Source organism: Methylobacterium sp. R2-1 (genome assembly GCF_014191355.1).
Taxonomy (GTDB): Bacteria; Pseudomonadota; Alphaproteobacteria; order Rhizobiales; family Beijerinckiaceae; genus Methylobacterium.
Window position 1 is genome coordinate 275,487 of the sequence record NZ_JACHWM010000004.1, and the last position, 21,204, is coordinate 296,690.

A 21,204-nucleotide genomic window follows, 5' to 3' on the forward strand; every position below is an offset into this window, starting at 1 on the left:
TCGGTAGAATGCTGACTGTCATTCTGTCGCTTGCCGATCGACGCTGGATCTCCAGCGCCGATCCGTGACCGTCGCGGAATGAAACGCCTTCGTGATCGCCAGCACGGGCGGACTACGGCGCCGATAATCCTATTTTGCGAAGCGCCAACGACAGCCGCCACTCCGGCGGGTCGCGCTCCCGATCCGAGGTTCTTCGCTGTGATTTTTCCGACCACCACGGCCTTCTATGCCGCGATCCTGGGCCTGATCTATGCTGGGCTGTCCGGCTGGGTGATCGGCGGCCGTCTCACCGGCAATGTCCTGTTCGGAGATGGCGGGCAGGATGTCCTCCAGCGCCGCATCCGCACGCACGGCAACTTCCAGGAATACGTGCCGCTGACCCTGCTGCTGCTCGCGCTCTACGAGGCGGGCGGCGGCTCCCATGCCTGGGTCCAGGGCCTGCTGATCGTGCTGGTGATCGCACGCATCCTCCACCCGATCGGAATGTTCGCGCCGACAAACTCGCCGCGCCAGTTCGCTTGCCGCGGCGGCGGCATCGTCGCGACGCTCGCCGTGATGACGGTTGCCGCGCTCCTGCTGCTTCTGCGCGCTGGTTGACCAGTCGGCTAACTCGATCCTACGGCGCGGCGGCGACTCGCGGCGCCGTCTCGTTCGACAGAGTCGCAGTCCCTCTGCGTTCGAGCGTCGCGACGGAGAGGGGTTGACCGCGCCCGCGCAGGGCATGCGTTCCGAGCGGTCTGACGACGACACCCTCGGGCAGCCGCGGCAGCCGCTTCAACAGATCCTCGGAGATCAGGGTGTCGACACCGAGTGGTCGGCATAGAGCCTCGACGCGGGCGACCACGTTCACAGCGTCGCCGAAATAGGCGATCTTGTGCCGATCCACCCCAACCTCGGCCGTGATGACCCGGCCGCCATGTAGGCCCGCCCGCAGCCGCGGAACCGTGCCGAAACGCGCCTCCCACGCTTCGGCCTCCGCCTCGATCCGCTCACGCACGGCGAACAGGCACTCGACGCAGCGCGCGTCCTTCAGGCCGCGCTCCATCGGCCATGTGATCATCGCGAGGTCGCCGATGTAATCGTCGGTCGAGCCGTAGAACCGGCGCACCGGCTCCGCCAGAGTCGCGAAGACGGCGCCGAGATATTCCTGGGCGCGCAGATCACCGTGCGTTTCGGCGAAGGCGGTGGACCCAACGACGTCGAGGAACAGGAAGATGCGCTCTTCCTCCACGGGGCGGTGGTAGCGCCCGACGAGGAAGTTGATGAAGACCTCGCCGCCGATCAGGTCGCGCATGCGGATCACGAAGACGAGCAGCGCCGAGACGGCGAGCGCGTAGGCCAGCACCCGCGGCGTGGTACGTACCGCCTCCTCCAGACTGTCCGCGGTCAGGCCGAGCAGCCAGACGACGAAGCCGCCGAGCGCGTTGCCGACGACGATCATCGCCACGTAGGAGAGTTCCGCCGCCACGACGTAGAGCCCGGCGGGCAGGCGGCGGATGCGCGACTGGACGCCGGCCAGGAGCACGCCCCGGTCGAAGGCCAACGCCGAGATGCCGACGCACAGGCCGTAGGTGAAGCCGGCCAGCGGCGTCGCGCCGCCGGCGAAGATGACATTGTAGAGCAGCCCCGCCCCACCCGAGGCGAGGAGGATGAGGAGCCAGAACCAGCGATGGTGCGGCAGCATCAGATCGGGCTCCGGCGGCCGTCGATGGAAGTGCCCGTCCCGCGCGCGGCAGCCCTCAGGCCATGCGGGCGACGGTCGGGCAGGCGGGTCGACACGGGGGCTCCTTCGGTCGCCGATCAGGAGGTGCGGGAGAAACCCTGATCCTCGCGAGGCTGTCGCAGGCTCATGCCCGCAACGTGGCGCGAATGTGGCGCGCCGCCGCGTGTAGGGCTCGAGCCGCGCCGAAAATTTTCTCACCCGTGACTCGGCGGGAGGGATTACCCGTTCCCGTCAGGAGGATTGCGCAGAACCTACTCGCCGACCCCGAACAGCTTCTCGAGGAAGTTGCGGTCGTCCCGGCTCGGGCTGCGCTCCCGGCCAACGGGACGCGGGGGCAGGGCGGAGGCCGTCTGCTCCGGCTCGCCGAGCAGGGCGCCGATCAGGCCGCCGGGGCCGGACTCGCGCTCGGGCTGCGCCTCGGGCCGCGGTGTGCGCCAACGGTTCATGCCCGGCAGGCCCACCGGCTTCTCGCCTTTGAGCGCCGTGGTCATGTAGGCCTTCCAGATGTCGACCGGCAGGCTGCCGCCCGAGGCTCGCTTGGTCGGTTCTCCGTCGTCGTTGCCGAGCCAGACACCCGTCACGAGCGTGGCGGAGTAGCCGACAAACCACGCATCGCGAAACTCCTGGCTGGTGCCGGTCTTGCCGGCCAGTTCCCAGCCGGGGATGTCGGCCTTTTTCGCCGTGCCCATGGTGAAGACGTCGTGCATCATGGCGTTCATCATGCCGACGGCGTTGGGGTCGATGACGCGGCCGAGCCCGCTCTCGCCACGCTTGTAGAGCACCTTGCCGGTGGCGCTCTTGATGCTGGCGATGACGTAGGGAATCACCCCGTTGCCGCCATTCGCGAAGGCGCAGTAGGCGCCCACCAGTTCGAGCGGCGTCACCTCGGAAGTGCCGAGCGCGATCGAGCCATTGGCCTGCAGCGAGGAGGAGATGCCGAGCCTCTGTGCGGTCTGCACCACCGCCTTCGGGCCCACCTCCTGGCCGAGCTTCACCGCCACCGTGTTGAGCGAGAGCGCCAGCGCCTCGCGTAAGGAAACCGGGCCGCGGTAGTTGTGCGAATAGTTCTCCGGCGCCCAGTTGCCGATGCGTACGGGCGCGTCGTCGCGGATCGTGTCGGGGGTCAGGCCACGCTCGAGCGCCGCGAGATAGACGAAGGGCTTGAAGGCCGAGCCCGGCTGGCGCTTGGCCGTGGTGGCACGGTTGAACTGACTCTGCGCGTAGTCGCGCCCGCCGACGAGCGCACGGATCGCCCCGTCCGGCCGCATCGAGACGAGCGCGCCCTGCGCGACGTTGTAGCGGCTGCCCTTGGCGTTGAGTTCGTCGGTGAGCGCCTTCTCGCCGGCCGTCTGCATGCCCGCATCGACGGTGGTGGCGACGACGATGTCCTCGTCGAATTTCGGCAGGAAGTCGTCGAGCACGTCCATCACGAGGTCAGCGACGTAGTTCGGCGAGCCACCACCTCGCGTCGAGGCCGGCCGCGCGGGCTGCGCCAGTGCCACCTTCACGTCCGGGGCCTTGGCGAAGCCGAGATCCTCCATGGCCGCGAGCACCTGGGCGGCGCGCGCCTGCGCCGCCTTCAGGTTGCGGTTGGGTGCCAGCCGCGAGGGGGCCTGAACGAGGCCGCCGAGCATGGCCGCCTCCGCCAGCGTCACGTTCTTGGCGGGCTTGCCGAAATAGCGCTGGGCCGCCGCCTCGACGCCGTAAGCGCCGGCGCCGAAATAGACCCTGTTGAGGTAGAGTTCGAGGATCTCATCCTTGGTGTATTTGTGCTCCAGCCACAGAGCCAGGATCGCCTCTTGGATCTTTCGCGAGGCGGAGCGCTCCGGCGTGAGGAACAGGTTCTTGGCGAGCTGCTGGGTCAGGGTCGAGCCGCCCTGCGCCACGCCGCGCCGGGTCAGGTTCTGCGTGATCGCGCGGGCGATCCCCACGGGATCGATGCCGAAATGGTCGTAGAAGCGCCGGTCCTCGATCGCGACGAAGGCGCGGGGCAGGTAGGGCGGCAATTCCTTGATCGAGACCACGCGTCCGCCGGTCTCGCCGCGATTGGCGAGCAGGCTACCGTCGCTCGCAAGGATTGCGATGTTTGGGGGCCGCTTCGGCACGGCGAGCTGGTCGATCGGCGGCAGCTGTGAGGCGTGGTAGGCGATGAGGCCGGCCAGCCCGATCACCGCCCAGATGCCGAGCACGATGCACGCATAGACCAGACGTCCGAGCCAGGAGCGCCGCCGCGGCGGCCGCCGGCCGCCACCGCCGGATGCCTTGCGCGCGCGTGCCTTCGGTGCAGATGGGGCGCGGCCGGCCGGCGCGCGCTGCGCGCCGGCGGACCGGTCGTTGCGCGACAGGCGCACGTCGAGGCGGCCCGGCTCGCTTCCCTCCGGGATGTCGAATGTGGGTTCGCTGCGTGGTTTGCGTCCGCGAGACTGCGCCATACGTTCCATGCGTCCGGGGCTCCCGATCCGTGAGGGATCTCGAGCCTTCCGCGACTGTGCTCCCCTGCTCGGAATCCGCGCGTCGATGTTCTGCCGGACCAATCCCGTCGAACGCGCGAGCTGGCCCGGCGGCACGGCGGTTCGACCCTTGCGTCAGAGACAGTAATTGCGGCGGGTTTAAGGGTTGTTAAACCAGCCGGAGCACGCCGCGCCGGCCTTTACCGGATCTTCACGCGTGATCGTTTCGCGTGGTTCTTAGAGCCGGCCGAGGGCTGGCGCATCGGCGCGACAGCCATTATCGAATCTCCCGCTCTCGCAGCGCCTGCGCGGGGAGCCGGACTGAACCGGACCGGGACACTTTCGTCCAAGGACCGGAGGCCTTTCCTTCTCCGACGGTGCCCGGCCGAGCCGTCCCGGAACGAGGCTCGAGGGTTTGATGGCACGCTCCGTTTTTGTTCTGCTGCATCGGTGGGCGGGTCTGGCAATCGCCGCCTTCCTGCTGGTGGCGGGGCTCACCGGCGCGGTGATCTCCTGGGACCATGAACTCGACGATTGGCTGAACCCGCATCTCCATACGGTCGAGAGCCGCGGTGAGGCGGTTCCCGCCCTCGACCTCGCGCGGCAGTTCGAAGCGCGGGAGCCGCAAGCGCGTGTCGCCTATATCCCGCTAGCGGCCGAGCCCGGCGAGTCGCTGTCCCTGTTCGTGGTGCCACGGGTCGATGCGTCGACCGGCCGTCTGCACAAGCTCGGCTACAACCAGGTCTTCCTCGACCCCGTGACGGGGGCCGAACTCGGCCGGCGGGAATGGGGGCAGGTCTGGCCGATCACCCGCGAGACGCTGATCTCGTTCCTGTACAAGCTGCACTACTCGCTGCACCTGCCGGAGATGTGGGGCGAGGAGCGCTGGGGCATCTGGCTGCTCGGGATCGTCGCCGTAGTCTGGACCCTCGATTCCTTCGTCGGCTTCTACCTGACGCTGCCGGCGCGCAAGCCTGCCAATCCGCGGCGCCCGGCGGCGGTCGAACGGCAGCTCGGCCGGGGCTGGTGGTCGCGCTGGAAGCCGGCCTGGAAGGTGAAGACCTCGGGCAGCGCCTACCGGGTCACCTTCGACCTGCACCGCGCCTTCAGCCTCTGGACCTTCGCACTCCTGTTCCTGCTCGCTTTCACGGCGTTCTCGCTCAATCTGTACCGGGAAGTGTTCCTGCCGCTGATGTCGAGCGTTTCGCAGGTGACACCCGACCCATCGAACACCCGCCCCTTCGTTTCGCCGCTCAAGCCAATCGAGCCGGGGGTTGATTACAACCGTATCCTTGAGGTGGCGCAGGCAGAGGGGCAGCGCCGCGGCTGGAAGGAGCCCGTCGGCGCGCTGGCCTATACGCCGATGCAGGGCTTCTACACCGCACGCTACTTCGAGCCCGGCGACGATCACGGCGCCGCGGGAGTCGGTCCGGCCGCGATCTATTTCGATGGACAGGACGGCAGGGTGATCGGCGACCGCCAGCCCTGGGTCGGCACCGCCGCCGACATCTTCGTGCAGGCGCAGTTCCCGGTCCATTCGGGCCGCATCCTCGGCCTCCCGGGGCGCATCCTGATCTCGTTCATGGGGCTCGTCGTCGCGATGCTCTCGGTCACCGGCGTCGTGATCTGGTGGCGCAAGCGCGCGGCGCGGCTTTCCGTGCGCCGCAAGGCCGTGGCGCTGCCCACCGGCCGGCCGGTGCCGGCGGAGTAGTCTCAGCGTCCGGCCGTCAGAACGCGACGGCCGGCCCGGCGCGTCGGAGCCAGCGTCGAGAGATCGTCGTGGTGCAGGAGCAGGACACCGGTTGTGCCGGCAAGCTTGCGGGCAGCGGGCGTGAAGCCCGCGTTCGAGACCACGGCCGCCATGTCGCCGGACCAGTGAAGGGCCGCCGCCGCGACCTCCTGCACCGCCGCGTTGCCGACCGGGCGACCGTAGCGCTTGCATTGCACCACGAGTCGCAGACCCGCCTTCTCGGCGATCACATCGCAACCCTGGTCGCCGCTCGCTCCCGTCGGGCGGGCATCCCAGCCCGCTTCGCCGAGAAGCTCGGCACAGTATCGCTCGTAGGCGACACCGTCCTCCGGCGTGTCGATCTCGTCGGGCAGTTCATGCGCACAGGTGACCCGCTCGACGATCGCCACCATCTCGTCAAAACGCGGTTCGACGTAGTCGGAGAAGCCGCGATCCTCCACGAGCGGCAGAACGGTGCGCTCTACGAAGTACACGCGCTCGCGTAGCCAGCCGTCCTCGATCGTGTTGCCGTAGGCGTCGAGGAAGCGTTCCTGCCGCCGTCTCAGAGCCAGCGTTGCGGCGTGACGTCGGGCGATGCGGCGCACGAGCGAGCGGAACCGGCGTGGGCGGTCGAGGCGGTGGAGGAGGATCGCGAGACAAGCCGCACCCGTGGCGGCGAAGGCCGGCGTCCCGTAGCGGAGACTGGCACATCCCCCGAGGACGACGGTCCAGAACAGGCGCGTGGCGGTGGGCGACCGTCCGGACATCAGATCTCCCGCGAGAGGCCGGACCTCGGCCCGGTTTCCTCGCGAACTCTTCCGGTCAACGCGTTGCGCGATTTCTAACGCCGCCGCCTCAACCCGCCGCCCCTACAAGCGGACGGCACATCGCGTGTGGATAAGGCGCTTACGTCAACTTCGGCACCGCGATGACGGCCACGTCCGTCTCGCGGGTTGCGAGCACGGTTGCGCTCAGGCTGCGTCCCCCGAACGGGTCCGGCCGCGGCGGCGCGGCGCCGACGTGCTGCTTTCATGGGCTGGCTCGGATACGGCCTCCGGAGCTGCCTTAGACGGCCACTTCCGGCGCTGCTGGCCGAGACCCATGGTCCGGGCGAGTTCCGATCGAGTGGCGGCGTAGCTCGGGGCAACCATAGGATAGTCGTCGGGAAGGTTCCAGCGCGCGCGATACTCGTCCGGCGAGAGGTTGTAGCGCGTCCGCAGGTGCCGCTTGAGCGACTTGAACTTCTTGCCATCCTCGAGGCAGATGAGGAAGTCATGTTGAATCGAGCGCCGAATCGGCACGGCCGGCGTCAAAGCCGGTTGTTCAGGCTCGGCCGGATTGTTTGACAGTTGCGCAAGGGCACCGTGAACCGCGGTGATCAGCCCGGGCAATTCGCCGACTGCCAGCGAGTTGTTCCCCACATAGGCTGACACGATGTCGACGGCTAAGGTCACGTAATCGCCAGCGGAGCCATCCTCGAGCGACATCATCAATATCCCTTCTGATATGTGCAAACGACGAGCGCCAATACGCGCCGCGCAAACGACGCCATCATTGCGGAGCACGCAGTGACTGCGCTGAATGACGCAGGACTTAACCTTTGATCGGTTCGGCCGCAAGATGGAATTTACGTACTTTAAAAAATCAACTGAACTTTTGCCCAGCTAGAAACCGGGCTCCGCGAAAAGTCGCATACAAGATTCCACAATACCGTCCAAAAATTTCGACGCAAATCCACAGTGCAAGACAGGAAAAGTGAGCAGATCCGCCGGACGAAGTGCCCAGGACCGGGAGGCCGCCTTCCGTCGAGGCTGCGGGAAGAAGGTGCGGACAGTTGCAGCAGGAATGCGATCGCATAGCGATCTTGCCGCGGTCGGGCGACCCGATCGGGTCTCTTTCGATCGGCGATTCAGTACATACTGACTAAATCGGAAATTTTTCCACAGATGAACTGTTTATTTTGCAGCAGCATGATCAATATATAACACAATCGATCTTGACCAAACAAGGGCGAGACAATTTACGAGAGACCTGACTGTACCGCGGCATCGATGTATTCCGATAATGATGGCACAAATATAAGATTGTCAATTCGATCAAATGTACAGATCGAGGGCTTCGAGGCCCACGCATGGCAGTGGTCTCACGGCGAGATTGCAACGAGATCGAGAAGCACCGCTATCGCCTGCATTCAGGCCAGTGCCCATAAGCGTCAGTGGCCGGACTTCTCCCGCGGGCCGTAGGACCGAAAGCGCTCAACAGTCTCAGCGACCTCGGCGTCGGACAGAATCACCGGCGTGCCGACCTGCAATGCAATCGCATACTGGCGGCACAGAGCCTCGACTTCGACGGCAAGCCACATCGCTTTCGACAGGTTGGGACCGGTGGCGATCATACCGTGGTTGGCGAGCAGGCAGGCGCTGCGGCCCTCGAGAGCGTCGAGGGCGAAATCCGAGAGCCGCTGCGTGCCGTAGGGCGCGTAGGGAGCACACCGAATGGTCGGCCCTCCTGCCATGGCGATCATGTAATGCACGGCCGGAATCTCACGACCGCAGATCGCGAAGCCGGTGGCGTAGGGCGGATGGGCATGGACCACGGCGCCGATCTCCGGCCGCGCCGCCAGGATGTCGCGATGAAAGCGCCACTCGGAGGAGGGCGCGAGCGGATGGTCCCAACGTCCGTCGAAATCCATCTCGACGAGGTCGTCGGGACTGAGCTGCTCGGCAGGGATTCCGGATGGAGTGACGAGAAAACCCACGCCGGATCGAACCGAGAGATTTCCCGAGGTCCCCTGGCTGAGGCCGAGATCGAGCATACGGCGCATCGACTCGACCATCGCTTGGCGGGTCGCGAAGGACGGCACGGGCAACTCCTCGGGCGAGAAACCGATCGTGTGACGCACGCCTGGAACGGGCGCGGTCGGGCGCGGTTGGACTGTTAACCAGCGGGACCGCGTCACGACACTAGCCGCAGGAGCCTGCCGGTGAAACAGGGATGGGTTACCCTTGCGGACATCGCCCGGATGCAGAGCCTGATCTGTGATGCGGCCTGTCGCCTCGCCGAGCGCGGGCATTGGCCGATGGCTTTCAAGCAGTACGAGACTTTTGTGCTGCCTCAGCGCAGGAATACCTGAGGGCCATCCGATCGCGCGGCCGGTTGAGGCCGTTTGACGCTCGGTCTCACGCCTCGGGATGCTATAGGCGGCCCATGAGCACCTATCGATTCGAGGCTCTGCTCGCGCCGCGCCGTATCGCCGTGGTGGGAGCGGGCGATCGGCCCGGCTCCGTCGGCCGGGCCATCATCGACGGCCTGCGCGCCGGCGGCTTCAGCGGCGACATCGTTCCGGTCCATCCGCGCGAGGCCAGCGTCGACGGTTTGGCGTGCAGCCCGCGGCTCGCCGACATGCCCCAGCCTCCCGATCTCGTCATGGTCGCGACGCCTCCAGCGGCGGTGCCGGCGATTGTCGAGGAGGCAGGCCGGATCGGCGCGGCCGCGGCGGTGATCCTGTCCGCCCATCTCGGTCACGGCGAAGCGGCCCCGGCCGGCGCCGCCCAGGCAGCGGCGCGGCAGCACGGCCTGCGGCTGATCGGACCCGACAGCATCGGATTGAGCGTGCCGGCGCGTGGCCTGAACGCGACCCTGCTCGCGCGCCCGCCGAAGCCGGGCGACCTCGCCCTCATCTCACAATCCGGAACCGTCGCCTCGGCCATCGCCGAGTGGGGGTGGCGGCACGGCGTCGGCTTCTCGGCGGTGATGACGCTGGGCCGCTCCACCGACATCGATATCGCGGATTGCCTCGATTACTTCGCCGAAGACTATCACACCCGCGCGATCATCCTGTCCCTGCACCACGTCGCGGATGCGCGAAAATTCCTGACAGCCGCGCGGGCGGCCGCCCGCGCCAAGCCGGTGGTGGTGCTTCGCACCGGCCGCCACGAGGCACCGGGCCGCCAGCCGGAGACCCATACCGGAGCGCTTGCCCGACCTGGCGCCGTCTACGAGGCCGCCTTCCGCCGCGCGGGACTGCTCGCGGTGGACGGGCTCGATGCCATGTTCTCCGCCGTGGAGACCCTGGGGCGCCAGCGGCCCTTTCCCGGCAACAGGCTGATGATCGTCTCCAACGGGCGCGGCATCGGGGCGCTCGCCGCCGACCATCTCACCGACCGCGGCGGCACGCTCGCGGCGCCGGCCGAGGCGACACTGGAAAGTCTCGCCCCCGTGCGGCACGGTCGGCACGCCAATCCCCTCGATCTCGGCATCGATGCAGTGCCGGGCGACTATGTCCGCGCGCTCGAACCGCTGCTCGCGGGCCGCGACAGCGACGCCATTGTCGCAGTCCATGTACCGACCGCGCGGGCAGGTAGCCGCGAAGTGGCCGAGACCGTGGCCGGCACCGTCGCCAAGGCCCGTACGGCCGGACGCCGCAAGCCCGTCTTCGCCGTATCGATCGGCGAGGACGAGGCGATCCGGGCAATCTACGCCGACGCAAAGATCCCACTCTTCGCCACCGATGCCGACGCGGTCGAGGGCTTCCTGCACCTCGTGCGCTACCGCGAGGCCCAGAACGACCTGATGCGCACGCCCGACGCCTTGCCGCGCGATTTCTCGCCGGACGTCGTGGCCGCCCGCCGGATCGTGAACCAGGCACTGGCCGAGGGGCGCAGCTGGCTCGACCCTTACGCCGTGACCGAATTGCTGACGGCCTACCGGATCGTCTCGGTGCCGGTGACGCTGGCCCCCGATCCCGACGGGGCGGCGGCGGCCGCTTGGCCGCTGATCGCCGGCGGCGGCACGGTGGTGCTCAAGCTCGTTTCGCCGGACGTGGTGCATAAGTCGGAAGTCGGCGGAGTGCGCCTCGGCCTCACCTCGGAGGCCGACGTGCGCGAGGCGGCGCGCGCGATGATCGCGCGGGTCAGGGAGCTGCGCCCCGACGCGCGGGTGGCGGGCTTCGCCGTGCAGCCGATGCTGCGAAGGCCGCAGGGGCGGGAGCTGATCGCCGGGCTGGCCGAGGATCCGGTCTTCGGGCCGGTGGTCGTGTTCGGCCGGGGCGGTACGGCGGTGGAGGTGATCGATGACCGGGCGCTGGCGCTGCCCCCCCTCGACCTCGCGCTGGCGAGCGAGCTGATTGGCCGCACCCGCGTCGCCCGGCGGCTCGAAGCCTATCGCGACGTCCCGGCAGCGGACCTGCCTGCCATCGCCTTGCTGCTGGTGAAGCTCGCCCAGCTCGCCGCCGACCTGCCGGCGGTGCGCGAACTCGACATCAATCCCCTGCTCGCCGATGCCGAGGGCGCCATCGCCCTCGACGCGCGCGTGCGCATCGCCCCGGAGCTGGGCCCCTCGGAGCGCCGCCGCGGCAACTGGCACCCGCGCTTCGCGATCCGACCCTATCCATCCGACTGGGAGCGGCGCCTCAATGTCGGGGAACGCTGCGTCCAAGTCCGGCCGGTGCGGCCCGATGACGAGGACATGTTCCGCACCTTCTTCGCACAGGTGGATCCGGAGGACGTGCGCCTGCGCTTCTTCGCGCCGGTGCGCGACTTCAGCCACACCTTCCTCGCGCGGCTGACTCAGCTCGACTATTCCCGGGCCATCGCCTTCGTCGCCATCGACGAGGCGGCGGAGGAGGACCGGCGCATGCTTGGTGCCGTGCGCCTGCATGCCGACGCGAATCACGACACGGGTGAGTTCGCCATCCTCGTACGCTCCGACATCAAGGGGACCGGTCTCGGCGTCGCCCTGATGCGCATGATGATCGATTGGGCGCGGGCTGAAGGCATCGGCTGCGTCGAAGGGAGCGTCCTCGCCGAGAATCGTCCAATGCGCGCCGTCTGCCGCCATCTCGGCTTCGAGGAGAAGCCGATGCCGGACGATGCGAGCCTCGTGAAGGCGATCTTGAAGGTTGGAAGATAGCTGGTGGTCTACCCCATCGGTCGACTGTCATCGCGCCCCGAAGCGAGGCGGCTTAGGCCCGCACGAGACCACCCAAAAAAAGAACCGCCGACCCTTTCGGGCCGGCGGTTCCTCGGCACGCAGGCGCCGGGTGCGGATCAGTGGCCGCCGTCGGTGGCCTCGCGGGTCGCCTCGTAGAGGAACCAGGTCCGCTCCTCGGACTGGTCGATCCACTCCTCGAGAAGACTGGTGGTCGAGACGTCCTTGGCATCGTCGGTGATGCCGTGCAGCTCGCGCATGTTGGCGGTCAGCGCCTTGTTGTCGTCGCGCAGCTCCTTGAGCATCTCCAGCGGGCTCACGTAATCCGCATTGTTATCCCGGACGCGCTTGAGCTTCTCGGCCTGGCCGAGCGAGCGCAGCGTGGTGCCGCCGATCTTGCGGGCCCGCTCGCCCACCGCGTCGATGATGCCGAAGATCTGCTCGGACTGCTCGTCGAGCAGCAGGTGGTAGTCGCGGAAGTTCGGACCGCTGACATGCCAGTGGAAGTTCTTCGTCTTGATGTAGAGGGCGAAGAGATCCGACAGGAGGACGGTCAGGCCCTCGGAGATCTTCGCGACGTCGTTCGGATCGAGGTCGGTCGGGGTGTTGAGCCGATCGCTGGCGACGCGCAGCTTAGCGTTGGCCATGGTGCTGGTTCCTAACAATCTGCAACCGAATTTCAGCCGGCGACAACTGCGTCGGCACTCGATCGGCAGAATGAGGAAGCGGAAGGCTTTGTTCCGCCTCGCATGGCAGCGCTGCTGTGGATGGGAGGCGAGAGTTCGAGGCGCCGTCAGCCGCGTCCGCCGACGAGTCCGGGCGGCAGGAGTACCGGTTCGCCGTCCTGATTGCGTGCAGGCGGCAGGGCCTTGCGGGCCTGCGGCTTCTGCGGGGCAGGGCGCACGGTCGCAGGGGACGAGGCAGCGGGCGTGGGCATTGCAGAAACGTCCCTGGCCGCCGGTTTGGCCGGGTCGGGCTTGGCGGCCGCGGGCTTGGCGGACATGCCCTGCGCCGTGGAGGGTTGAGACCGCGGCGCCGCGCTCGAGGCCGGCGGGCGCGGCATCGGCGCGCGGGGCGTGATGGCGCCTGTGGTCGTGACGTCCGGCGCCGGCGGTGTGGCGGCGGCCGGCGCGGGCGGCGTGTCGAGGCCGTAGATGTCGTCGCGGAAATGCACACGGCCGTCCGAGGTCGCATAGCCGGTGAGATAGACGAAAGCGACGGGCGTCGGCTTCACGAGCTTCACGTCGCGCCGCTCGCCCGCGGCAATGGCGGTCTCGATCTCGATCGGGCCCCAGGCCGAGCCGGGACCGTTCGGTCCCTCTGTGCCCTGAAGCAGCCACGCGGCGAATTCCTTCACCTGCCCGACACGGACGCAGCCGTGGGAGTGGAAGCGCACCGAGCCCGCGAACAGCGACTTCGAAGGCGTGTCGTGCATGTAGATCGCGTGCCGGTTCGGCATGTCGATGCGGATCTGCCCGAGCGAGTTGTCGAGGCCGGAATCCTGGCGCAGGGTATAGTTGACTGCCTTCTGCGTGTTCCAGTCGATCGTGGTGGGATCGACCTCGACGCCACCGGGGCCGAGGATGCGGATACGGTTCTTGGACAGATAGCCTGGGTTCTTGCGCATCGTCGGGATGATCTCGTTCTTGATCACCGAAACGGGCACGGTCCAGGTCGGATTGAGGTTCACGTCGGTGATACGGGTCTCGACAGCGGGGGTCTGCTTGTCGGGTGAGCCGACCACCGCGACGTAGCGGCGCGTGACGGATCCGTTCTCCACCGCCTCGACGGTGGCGGAGGGGATGTTCACGGTGACGTAGCGCTCGCCGAACCCGAAATTCGAGCCCATCAGCCGCTGCGCCGAGGCGCGCAGCTGCCGCTGGCGCACATCGGCCGGCACGTTGAGGGCATTCAGCGTCAGGCGGCCGACGATGCCGGCATCCGGCAAGCCGTGCCGGGCCTGGAACGCCTTCACCGCAGACACCAGCGGCGGATCGTAGCGGTCGGAGGGCGGTGCGTCGGCGGGAAGGTCGCCGGTGAGCGTCAGGTGGTGGCGCAGCGAGGGAATGGCAGGGTGGCTGTCGCCGGGCTTCGGGGCGAAGTCGGCGGGCAGCATCTTCCAGCCACCGGCTTCGGCATAGACCTGATAGCGTTCGGCGGCGCGCATCGTTTCGACGAAGGTCTGCGCCGTGTAGGTCGGCACCGGATCCTCCGAGACGCGGGCGTAGACCACGGGCGGGAGCTCGCGCGAGGCCTTCTTCGCCAGCGGCGTCTCGGTCGGGACGGCCACGGTGTCGGCGGTCGGACGCTCCAGCTTCGGATCGGGCTTGGGGTCGGATTTGGCCTCCGCCTTCTCGCGGCGCGGCTCCGGCTTCGGGTCGGCCCGCAGTTCCCGCTTCGGTTCCGGCACGCCCTCGGCCTTCGGCTCGATCCGTAGATTGATGCGGGAATCGGGCTGCGGCTCGGGCGCGGGTGAAGGCTCGGCCCGGAGCGGGGTGGCAAGCAGGAGAGCCAGGGCCGCCCCTGTCCCGCCGAGGAGCCGGGCGCGGCGGGGCCCGCGCGGGGCGTTGAAAACGTTCGGCATCGCGGATCTCGTCGAGAGCACGTGCCGATCATCGGCGGTGTTGGTTACCAACTCGCTGAAGACCTCCCGCGCGGCGTGTGCCACGTCACGTCGCCCTCTTGGTTCGGGGCCGATTGGCCGCGGTGGCCCCGGCGCGCCGGATGTGCAAAACGCGAGGCCAGCCGACGCCCCGCGAGATCCCCGTGAGCGAAGACAAGACCCCTAAGCCCGGCAAGACCCTGCTGAGCCCCGAGCGCAAGGCGGACGATGTCGATCAGTCGATCCGCCCCTTAAGTCTGGCCGAGTTCATCGGGCAGCGCGCTGCGCGCGCCAACATGCAGATCTTCATCGAGGCGGCTAAGAAGACCGGCCAAGCCCTGGACCACGTCCTGTTCGTCGGCCCGCCGGGCTTGGGCAAGACGACGCTCGCTCAGATCGTCGCCCGCGAACTCGGCGTGAACTTCCGCTCGACCTCCGGCCCGGTCATCGCCAAGGCTGGGGATCTTGCCGCGCAGCTCACCAACCTGGAGGAGCGCGACGTTCTGTTCATCGACGAGATCCACCGCCTCAACCCGGCGGTGGAGGAGATCCTCTATCCGGCGATGGAGGATTACCAGCTCGACCTGATCATCGGCGAGGGCCCGGCCGCCCGCTCGGTGAAGATCGAGCTGCCGAAATTCACGCTCGTCGGTGCCACGACCCGGGCGGGCCTGCTCACCACGCCGCTGCGCGATCGCTTCGGCATCCCGATCCGGCTCGAATTCTACGAGATCGACGAGCTGGAACTCATCGTCCGTCGCGGCGCGCGCGTGCTCGGCCTCGGCATGTCCGAGGAGGGCGCCAACGAGATCGCCAAGCGGGCCCGCGGCACGCCGCGCATCGCCGGGCGCCTGCTGCGCCGGGTCCGCGACTTCGCCATCGTTGCGGACGCGCAGACCGTGAGCCGCGCCATCGCCGACAGCGCGCTGCAGATGCTCGACGTCGATCCCGTCGGCCTCGACGTGATGGACCGCAAATACCTGACACTGATCGCCACCTCCTTCGGCGGCGGCCCGGTCGGCATCGAGACCATCGCCGCCGCGCTCTCCGAGCCGCGCGACGCCATCGAGGACATCATCGAGCCCTACCTGATCCAGAAGGGCTTCGTGCAGCGCACCCCTCGCGGACGCGTGCTGACGCCGCACGCCTTCCGCCACATGGGCTTCGCCGAGCCTCGTCGCGATCCGAGCAGCCAGTTCGGTCTGTTCGGCGGCAGCGACGACCCGGATGCCTGAGGCGGACGACCGCGTTTGGGCGCGTGAAAGCAGGCCCGTTTCCGTCACACGCCGCACGGTCCTGATCGGCCTCGGCGCAACGGCACTGACCGGTGCCGGCACGGGCGCCTACGCGGTCGGCATCGAACCGATGCGCCTCACGGTCACCCGCTACAGGCTCAAGCCAAAAGGGCCGTGGCCGGATGGCCTGACGCTGCGGATCGTCGCGCTGGCCGACATTCATGCCTGCGAGCCGTGGATGTCGGCCGCGCGCATTGAGGGCATCGTCGCCGCCGCGAACGCCCTGAAGGGCGACGTGACGGTGCTGCTCGGCGACTACGTTTCCGGCATGAACCTCGTCACCCGGTATGTCGACGCCGCCGAGTGGGGACCGGTCCTGGGACGGCTCCAGGCGCCACTCGGCACCTACGCGATCCTCGGCAATCACGATTGGTGGGAGGATCGGTCGGCCCAGGCGCGCGGCAGCGGTCCGACGATCGCGGGCGAGGCCTTGCGGCGCAACGGCATCCGGGTGCTGCAGAACGAGGCGTTGCCGCTCGCGGTGCGGGGGCATGACGTCTGGCTCGCAGGCCTCGGCGACCAGATCGCCTTCGTCCCGAGCGCGAAGAAGCGCGGTCATCCCCGGATCGGCGTCGACGATCTGCCCGGTACGCTCGCCCAGATCCCGGAGGGCGCGCCGGCGATTCTTCTGGCGCATGAGCCCGATATCTTCCCCCAGGTGCCGCCGCGGATCACCCTCACGCTCTCGGGGCATACCCATGGCGGGCAGGTACGCCTGTTCGGCTACGCGCCGGTCGTGCCCTCCCGCTACAAGGATCGCTTCGCCTACGGCCATGTACGCGAGCAGGCGGACCTGATCGTCTCCGGCGGCCTCGGCATGAGCATCGCCCCGGTGCGGCTCGGCATACCGCCGGAGATTGTGGTGATCGATCTTGAGAATGCGGGGCGTCCGACCAGCTAAGCATGCGGCGAACGCATATCGGATAGCGCGGTCGTTCGATCGAAACGATCACCCGCCAGCAGATGTCCCCCGCCGCAGCCGCGACGATCAAGGGGCGCACCTCGCTTAAACCATTAATAAATCTGCGTCGCATGCGTCATTGCATTGCGCACACAGGTTCGGCCGTCGGAAGGATGATCCTGTGATCACAGACTTCCGCGTCCGTGGAACATGCATCCACCGCACAAGTTGAGGCTGCGACCCCGCTTGCCGGGAGCGCCGGCAACGGCACGCATCTCTACAAAACCTCCAAGGAAACAGCCGCCATGAAGTCGCCCGTCCTGGCCGCCCTCGGCCTGTCCGTCACCCTGACCGTACCCGCCCTGGCCCAGGACGCACTGCCGCTGCGCATCGGCGCCGACGCCCCGATCGGCGGCGCGGCCACCGACACGCGGGAGTTCCGCGCCGAGGCCCTGCGTTCGGACGCAGTCAGCATCGAGGCGAGCCGGATCGCGCTCGAGCGTTCCCGCAACCCGCACGTGCGCAACTACGCCAACCGCGTGCTGGTCGAGCGTGAGGCCACCACCAAGGCGCTGCTGCCCGAGGGCACCTCGCTCACCGCGAGCGGCCGCGTCGTCTCCGACCAGCAGGGCATCCCGACCCGCCTCGACAATCCGGTCGGCGTGGTGCTCGCCCCGGTGACGCTGGCCGCCAACATCGGCACCGGCATCGTCGGCGGCGTGCTCGGCGGGGTCGGCCTGATCGACAACAGCTCGGGCGATCCCGGTCGCCGCGTCGCGCTCGGACCGAACGGTCAGCAGCGTCTGGAGCGCCTACGCTCGGCCCGCTCCGCCCGCGAGTTCGACCGCACCTACATCAACGGGCAGGCCCGCTCGGACGCCCGGACGCTCGCCCTCTACAGCAGCTACGCCCGCAACGGCGACAGCGTCGCCGGCCGCACCTTCGCCAACGAGGCGCTGCCCTACATCGCCGACGAGCACGCCCACTCCGCAACGCTCGCCGACCGCATCGGCGGCTGAGCGATCCGAAGCTGACGCGTCGGCAGGGCCGCCTTCGAAAGGGGCGGCCCTGCCCGTTTGGGCGCCCGGCCGGACACGCCGTCGCGGAAAGCGGGCCTCTCGCCAGCGCGGACGGGAGCCGGTAAAGACCGGCTTCCTCTTCAAATCCGGATGCCCATGGATCCGATGACCGGCGCCGACGCGCACCGCCTTCCGCTGCGCGTCTACTACGAGGACACCGATTTCTCGGGCTTCGTCTATCACGCGAGCTATCTGCGCTTCATGGAGCGCGGGCGCACCGAGTTGCTGCGTAACCTCGCGGGCGACCAGTCTGATCTGCATGCCGAGGGCACGGGTCTCGTCTTCGTCGTGCGGAAGATGAATCTCGACTTCCTCAAGCCCGCCCGCATGGACGACCTGATCGAGGTGCACACCCGCTCGAGCGAGTTGCGCGGTGCCTCCATGCATCTGGCTCAGGAGGTGCGCCGCGGCGAGGAGGTGCTGGTTCGCGCGGAGGTCGTCGTCGCCTGCGTTCGGAACGGGCGGGCGATCCGCCTCCCCGACAGCCTGCGCCGTGTTCTGACGCCGCCGGATCCGAGAGCCACCTGACTTCGAACGCCCTTTAGGGTTGGCCGCCCGATCGGCCCTCATGGTCCGGGCTGAGGCCGACTCGGCCCTCCGGCGGTCGATCGCACGCGCCCAAGCAACGGTTTCTTAACCCTGTCCCAGGCTTAGACTCGTGTGCAGGAAGGCGTGAACTGCGGCGAGGCACGGGTCGCTCCGGATACGCTCCCGACCCTTACTTTCGACAGATTCGCGAGTGATCTCAGGTCTCATCGCTCAAAGGATCAGTCGGCAGTCCGGTGCGCTCTTGCGCGGCCCTGACGACGCGAGGATCGTTCGATGACTCCAGCCGATGCCATGCAGGCCGCGCCCGTCGCAGACATGAGCCTGTTCGGCCTGTTCTGGCAGGCCCACTTTGTCGTGAAGCTCGTGATGATGGGCCTGCTCGGCGCCTCGATCTGGTGCTGGTCGATCATCGTCGATAAGACGCTGCTGTTCCGCCGCACGGAAGCCGAGATGGATGCCTTCGAGGAGGCGTTCTGGTCCGGCCGTTCGCTGGAGGAGCTCTACCGCTCCTTCAACGACCGCCAGCCGACCGGCCTCGGCGCCCTGTTCGTCGCTGCCATGCGGGAGTGGAAGCGCTCCTTCGAGGGCTCCGGCCGGCAGATCCACTCGCTGTCGCAGCGCATCGACAAGGTGCTCGATGTCACCATTCAGCGCGAGGTCGAGCGGCTCGACTCGCGTCTGCTCTTCCTCGCCTCGATCGGCTCGGCCGGCCCTTACATCGGCCTGTTCGGCACGGTCTGGGGCATCATGACCGCCTTCACCTCGATCGCGGCCTCGAAGAACACCTCGCTCGCGGTCGTGGCGCCAGGCATCGCCGAGGCTCTGTTCGCCACCGCGATCGGCCTGTTCGCGGCGATCCCCGCCGTGCTCGCCTACAACAAGCTCCAGGCCTCGGTCGCCAAGTCGCAATCGCGGCTGGAGGGTTTTGCCGACGAGTTCTCGGCGATCCTGTCGCGCCAGATCGACGAGCGCCTCTCGGTCGCCGCCTGACCATCGCAGCAGACTTGAAGCGGGAGCCGGATCGATGGGCATGACGCACGGCGCGGCGCAGGGCGGCCGCAAGCGCCGCCGCCGCGGACGGCGCGGACACGGCGCCATCAACGAGATCAACATGACGCCGTTCATCGACGTCGTGCTGGTTCTGCTGATCGTCTTCATGGTGGCCGCACCGATGATGACGGTGGGCGTGCCTCTCGACCTGCCGCAATCGAAGGCGAGCCCGCTCAACTCCGACGTCAAGCCGATCACGCTCTCGATCCGCCGTACCGGCGAAGTCTATCTCGGTGAGGTCGAGCTGAAGGACGACGACATCGTGCCCCAGCTCATGCAGACCTCGAAGACCGGCACCGAGGAGCGCGTGTTCGTGCGCGGCGACAAGCGCGTCGATTACGGCCGCGTGGCGCACGTGATGGCGATCGTGACAGGGGGCGGCTTCAAGAAGGTCGCCCTCGTCACCGAGCCGGAATCGAACTAGCGGAGCGAGAAAAGTGGCTCTGCGCTGGCCCGAGTCTTTTCGAAATCGCGAACCGGGTGTCTGGATCTCCGCCGGGGCGCATGCCGCTGTGCTGGGCCTCGCGCTGTTCGCGGTGGCCGCCCCGGCGCTGCCCGACGCGCAGGAGGGCGTGCCGGTTGAGGTGCTGACGGAGCAGCAATTCTCGGAGCTGACCCGCGGCGAACGCAACGCCGAGAAGCCGGAGAACAATCCGAACCGCGCCGACCGCGTCTCCGAGAAGATGGAACAGCGCGAGCCCGAGAACGCGAAGACCGACGCACCAGCCGCGCCCACCCGCACCGCCGACACCAAGCTCGCCGCCGTCGACGCCATGCCCCTGCGCGCCGACACCGCCGACCCGGTGAAGGAGGAGGCGGAGGCTGCCGCAGCCAAGGCCGAGGCCGCGAAAGCCGAGGCCGAGAAGGCCGCTGCCGCCAAGGCCGCCGAGACAAAGGCCAAGGCGGAAGCCAAGGCGAAAGCGGATGCCGCGGCCAAAGCGGAAGCCGCAAAGGCCGAGGCCGCCAAGGCGGCCGAAGCCAAAGCTGCTGCCGCGAAGGCAGAGGCCGAGAAGCGCGAAGAACTGCAGAAGCTGGTCGAGCGCGAGCAGGCGGAGGCCGAAGCCGCCGCCAAGGCTGCAGAGGCGAAAGCCAAGGCGCGGGCAGAAGCCAAGGCGAAGGCTGACGCCAAAGCCAAAGCGGAGGCCAAAGCCGAGGCGGAGGCGCACGCCAAGGCGGAAGCCGAAGCGAAGGCCAAGGCTGAGGCTGCCGCGAAGGCCGAAGCGGAGGCCGAGCACCGCAAGCAGGTCGCCGAAGCCAAGGCGAAGGCGGAAGCCGAGGCGAAGGCCAAGGCCGAGGCCGCCGCGAAAGCCAAGGCGAAGGCGATGGCCGACGCCAAGGCGAAGGCCGATGCCGAGGCCAAGGCGCGCCACCAGGCGGAACTCGCCAACAAGTTCAGCCCCGGCGACATCCGCCAGGCACTCGCCTCGAAGGCCGCTTCACAATCGACCGGCGCCACCGGCCGCGAGGTCCAGCGCACGGCCTCGCTCGGCGCGGCGACCGGCAATGCCCAGCGCCTCTCACCTTCGCTGCGCGATGCCCTGGTTGGCATGCTGCAGCAGCAGATCGAGCGGTGCTACTCGGCGCCGCCCGGTGCGACGCAGGGCGTGGTGCTGCCGATGCTCGATATCCGCCTCAATCCGGACGGCTCGCTCACCGCCGAACCGCGCGTGATGCGCGCCGGAAACAACTCGGTCGATCAGTCGATCGCTCAAGCCGCGCTGCGGGCGGTGCGGCGTTGCGCGCCGTACAAGATTCCGGCCCAGTACGCGCCGTACTATAACGACTGGAAGGCCATCAACGCCGAGTTCGAGTTCTCGCCCGTGTGATCCGCCGGCTCGACCGGCCGATCCACCGCGTCATCGGCCTTTCTCCTTCGCACTCCCTGACCGACCTGGACT

General features: G+C 68.1%; 18 protein-coding genes. 11 read left to right on the forward strand and 7 right to left on the reverse strand.

Features of this window, described 5'->3' with window-relative positions; all coding sequences use genetic code 11:
* The first annotated feature begins 198 nt into the window (after nt 1-198).
* Complete coding sequence (locus FHU13_RS08010) at nt 199-597, forward strand: MAPEG family protein (protein ID WP_183435334.1); 399 nt, start codon at nt 199-201, stop codon at nt 595-597.
* Between the two features lie 19 nt (nt 598-616).
* On the opposite strand, the gene FHU13_RS08015 is transcribed toward FHU13_RS08010, so the two are convergent.
* Complete coding sequence (locus FHU13_RS08015; RefSeq protein WP_183435335.1) at nt 617-1,684, reverse strand: adenylate/guanylate cyclase domain-containing protein; 1,068 nt, start codon at nt 1,682-1,684, stop codon at nt 617-619.
* Nucleotides 1,685-1,974: 290 nt separating this feature from the next.
* Nucleotides 1,975-4,155: a transglycosylase domain-containing protein gene (locus tag FHU13_RS08020; protein WP_183435420.1), complete on the reverse strand. Its 2,181-nt coding sequence runs from the start codon at nt 4,153-4,155 to the stop codon at nt 1,975-1,977.
* Between the two features lie 436 nt (nt 4,156-4,591).
* Between FHU13_RS08020 and FHU13_RS08025 the strand changes: the two genes are divergently transcribed.
* Complete coding sequence (locus tag FHU13_RS08025; protein WP_183435336.1) at nt 4,592-5,884, forward strand: PepSY-associated TM helix domain-containing protein; 1,293 nt, start codon at nt 4,592-4,594, stop codon at nt 5,882-5,884.
* Nucleotides 5,885-5,886: 2 nt separating this feature from the next.
* Here FHU13_RS08025 and FHU13_RS08030 read toward each other — a convergent pair whose 3' ends face one another.
* The 3 genes from FHU13_RS08030 to FHU13_RS08040 form a co-directional block, all read right to left on the reverse strand.
* Complete coding sequence (locus tag FHU13_RS08030) at nt 5,887-6,669, reverse strand: restriction endonuclease (protein ID WP_183435337.1); 783 nt, start codon at nt 6,667-6,669, stop codon at nt 5,887-5,889.
* A gap of 204 nt (nt 6,670-6,873) precedes the next feature.
* Nucleotides 6,874-7,389, reverse strand: coding sequence for a MucR family transcriptional regulator (locus FHU13_RS08035; RefSeq protein ID WP_183435421.1), 516 nt, complete (start codon nt 7,387-7,389; stop codon nt 6,874-6,876).
* Nucleotides 7,390-8,114: 725 nt separating this feature from the next.
* Nucleotides 8,115-8,765, reverse strand: coding sequence for a class II aldolase/adducin family protein (locus FHU13_RS08040; protein ID WP_183435422.1), 651 nt, complete (start codon nt 8,763-8,765; stop codon nt 8,115-8,117).
* Nucleotides 8,766-8,885: 120 nt separating this feature from the next.
* On the opposite strand from FHU13_RS08040, the gene FHU13_RS08045 reads away from it, so the two are divergent.
* Both FHU13_RS08045 and FHU13_RS08050 read left to right on the forward strand, forming a co-directional pair.
* Nucleotides 8,886-9,035 carry a hypothetical protein gene (locus tag FHU13_RS08045; RefSeq protein WP_183435338.1) on the forward strand — a complete coding sequence of 50 codons (150 nt, stop codon included), beginning with the start codon at nt 8,886-8,888 and terminating at the stop codon, nt 9,033-9,035.
* Between the two features lie 74 nt (nt 9,036-9,109).
* Nucleotides 9,110-11,812 carry a bifunctional acetate--CoA ligase family protein/GNAT family N-acetyltransferase gene (locus FHU13_RS08050; RefSeq protein ID WP_183435339.1) on the forward strand — a complete coding sequence of 901 codons (2,703 nt, stop codon included), beginning with the start codon at nt 9,110-9,112 and terminating at the stop codon, nt 11,810-11,812.
* Nucleotides 11,813-11,949: 137 nt separating this feature from the next.
* Here the strand turns inward: FHU13_RS08050 and FHU13_RS08055 are convergent, their stop codons facing one another.
* Together FHU13_RS08055 and FHU13_RS08060 are read right to left on the reverse strand one after the other, a co-directional pair.
* On the reverse strand, nt 11,950-12,477 hold the full coding sequence (locus FHU13_RS08055; RefSeq protein ID WP_183435340.1) for a Dps family protein: 528 nt from the start codon (nt 12,475-12,477) through the stop codon (nt 11,950-11,952).
* Nucleotides 12,478-12,623: 146 nt separating this feature from the next.
* Nucleotides 12,624-14,414: a L,D-transpeptidase family protein gene (locus FHU13_RS08060; RefSeq protein ID WP_183435341.1), complete on the reverse strand. Its 1,791-nt coding sequence runs from the start codon at nt 14,412-14,414 to the stop codon at nt 12,624-12,626.
* A gap of 182 nt (nt 14,415-14,596) precedes the next feature.
* Between FHU13_RS08060 and ruvB the strand changes: the two genes are divergently transcribed.
* From ruvB to tolA, 7 genes are all read left to right on the forward strand, one after another.
* Nucleotides 14,597-15,667 carry a Holliday junction branch migration DNA helicase RuvB gene (gene ruvB / locus FHU13_RS08065; RefSeq protein ID WP_183435342.1) on the forward strand — a complete coding sequence of 357 codons (1,071 nt, stop codon included), beginning with the start codon at nt 14,597-14,599 and terminating at the stop codon, nt 15,665-15,667.
* Nucleotides 15,660-16,628, forward strand: coding sequence for a metallophosphoesterase (locus tag FHU13_RS08070; RefSeq protein WP_183435343.1), 969 nt, complete (start codon nt 15,660-15,662; stop codon nt 16,626-16,628). The genes ruvB and FHU13_RS08070 overlap by 8 nt, the downstream gene beginning before the upstream one ends.
* 305 nt (nt 16,629-16,933) lie before the next feature.
* Nucleotides 16,934-17,647: a DUF4142 domain-containing protein gene (locus tag FHU13_RS08075; RefSeq protein ID WP_183435344.1), complete on the forward strand. Its 714-nt coding sequence runs from the start codon at nt 16,934-16,936 to the stop codon at nt 17,645-17,647.
* Between the two features lie 156 nt (nt 17,648-17,803).
* Nucleotides 17,804-18,235, forward strand: a complete 432-nt coding sequence (gene ybgC / locus FHU13_RS08080) for a tol-pal system-associated acyl-CoA thioesterase (protein ID WP_183435345.1) — start codon at nt 17,804-17,806, stop codon at nt 18,233-18,235.
* Between the two features lie 294 nt (nt 18,236-18,529).
* The gene (tolQ, locus tag FHU13_RS08085) at nt 18,530-19,246 is read left to right on the forward strand and encodes a protein TolQ (RefSeq protein WP_183435346.1); all 717 of its coding nucleotides are present in this window, start codon (nt 18,530-18,532) and stop codon (nt 19,244-19,246) included.
* Between the two features lie 34 nt (nt 19,247-19,280).
* On the forward strand, nt 19,281-19,730 hold the full coding sequence (locus tag FHU13_RS08090) for a biopolymer transporter ExbD (protein WP_183435347.1): 450 nt from the start codon (nt 19,281-19,283) through the stop codon (nt 19,728-19,730).
* Between the two features lie 13 nt (nt 19,731-19,743).
* Nucleotides 19,744-21,132: a cell envelope integrity protein TolA gene (tolA, locus tag FHU13_RS08095; RefSeq protein WP_183435348.1), complete on the forward strand. Its 1,389-nt coding sequence runs from the start codon at nt 19,744-19,746 to the stop codon at nt 21,130-21,132.
* Nucleotides 21,133-21,204 lie beyond the last annotated feature (72 nt).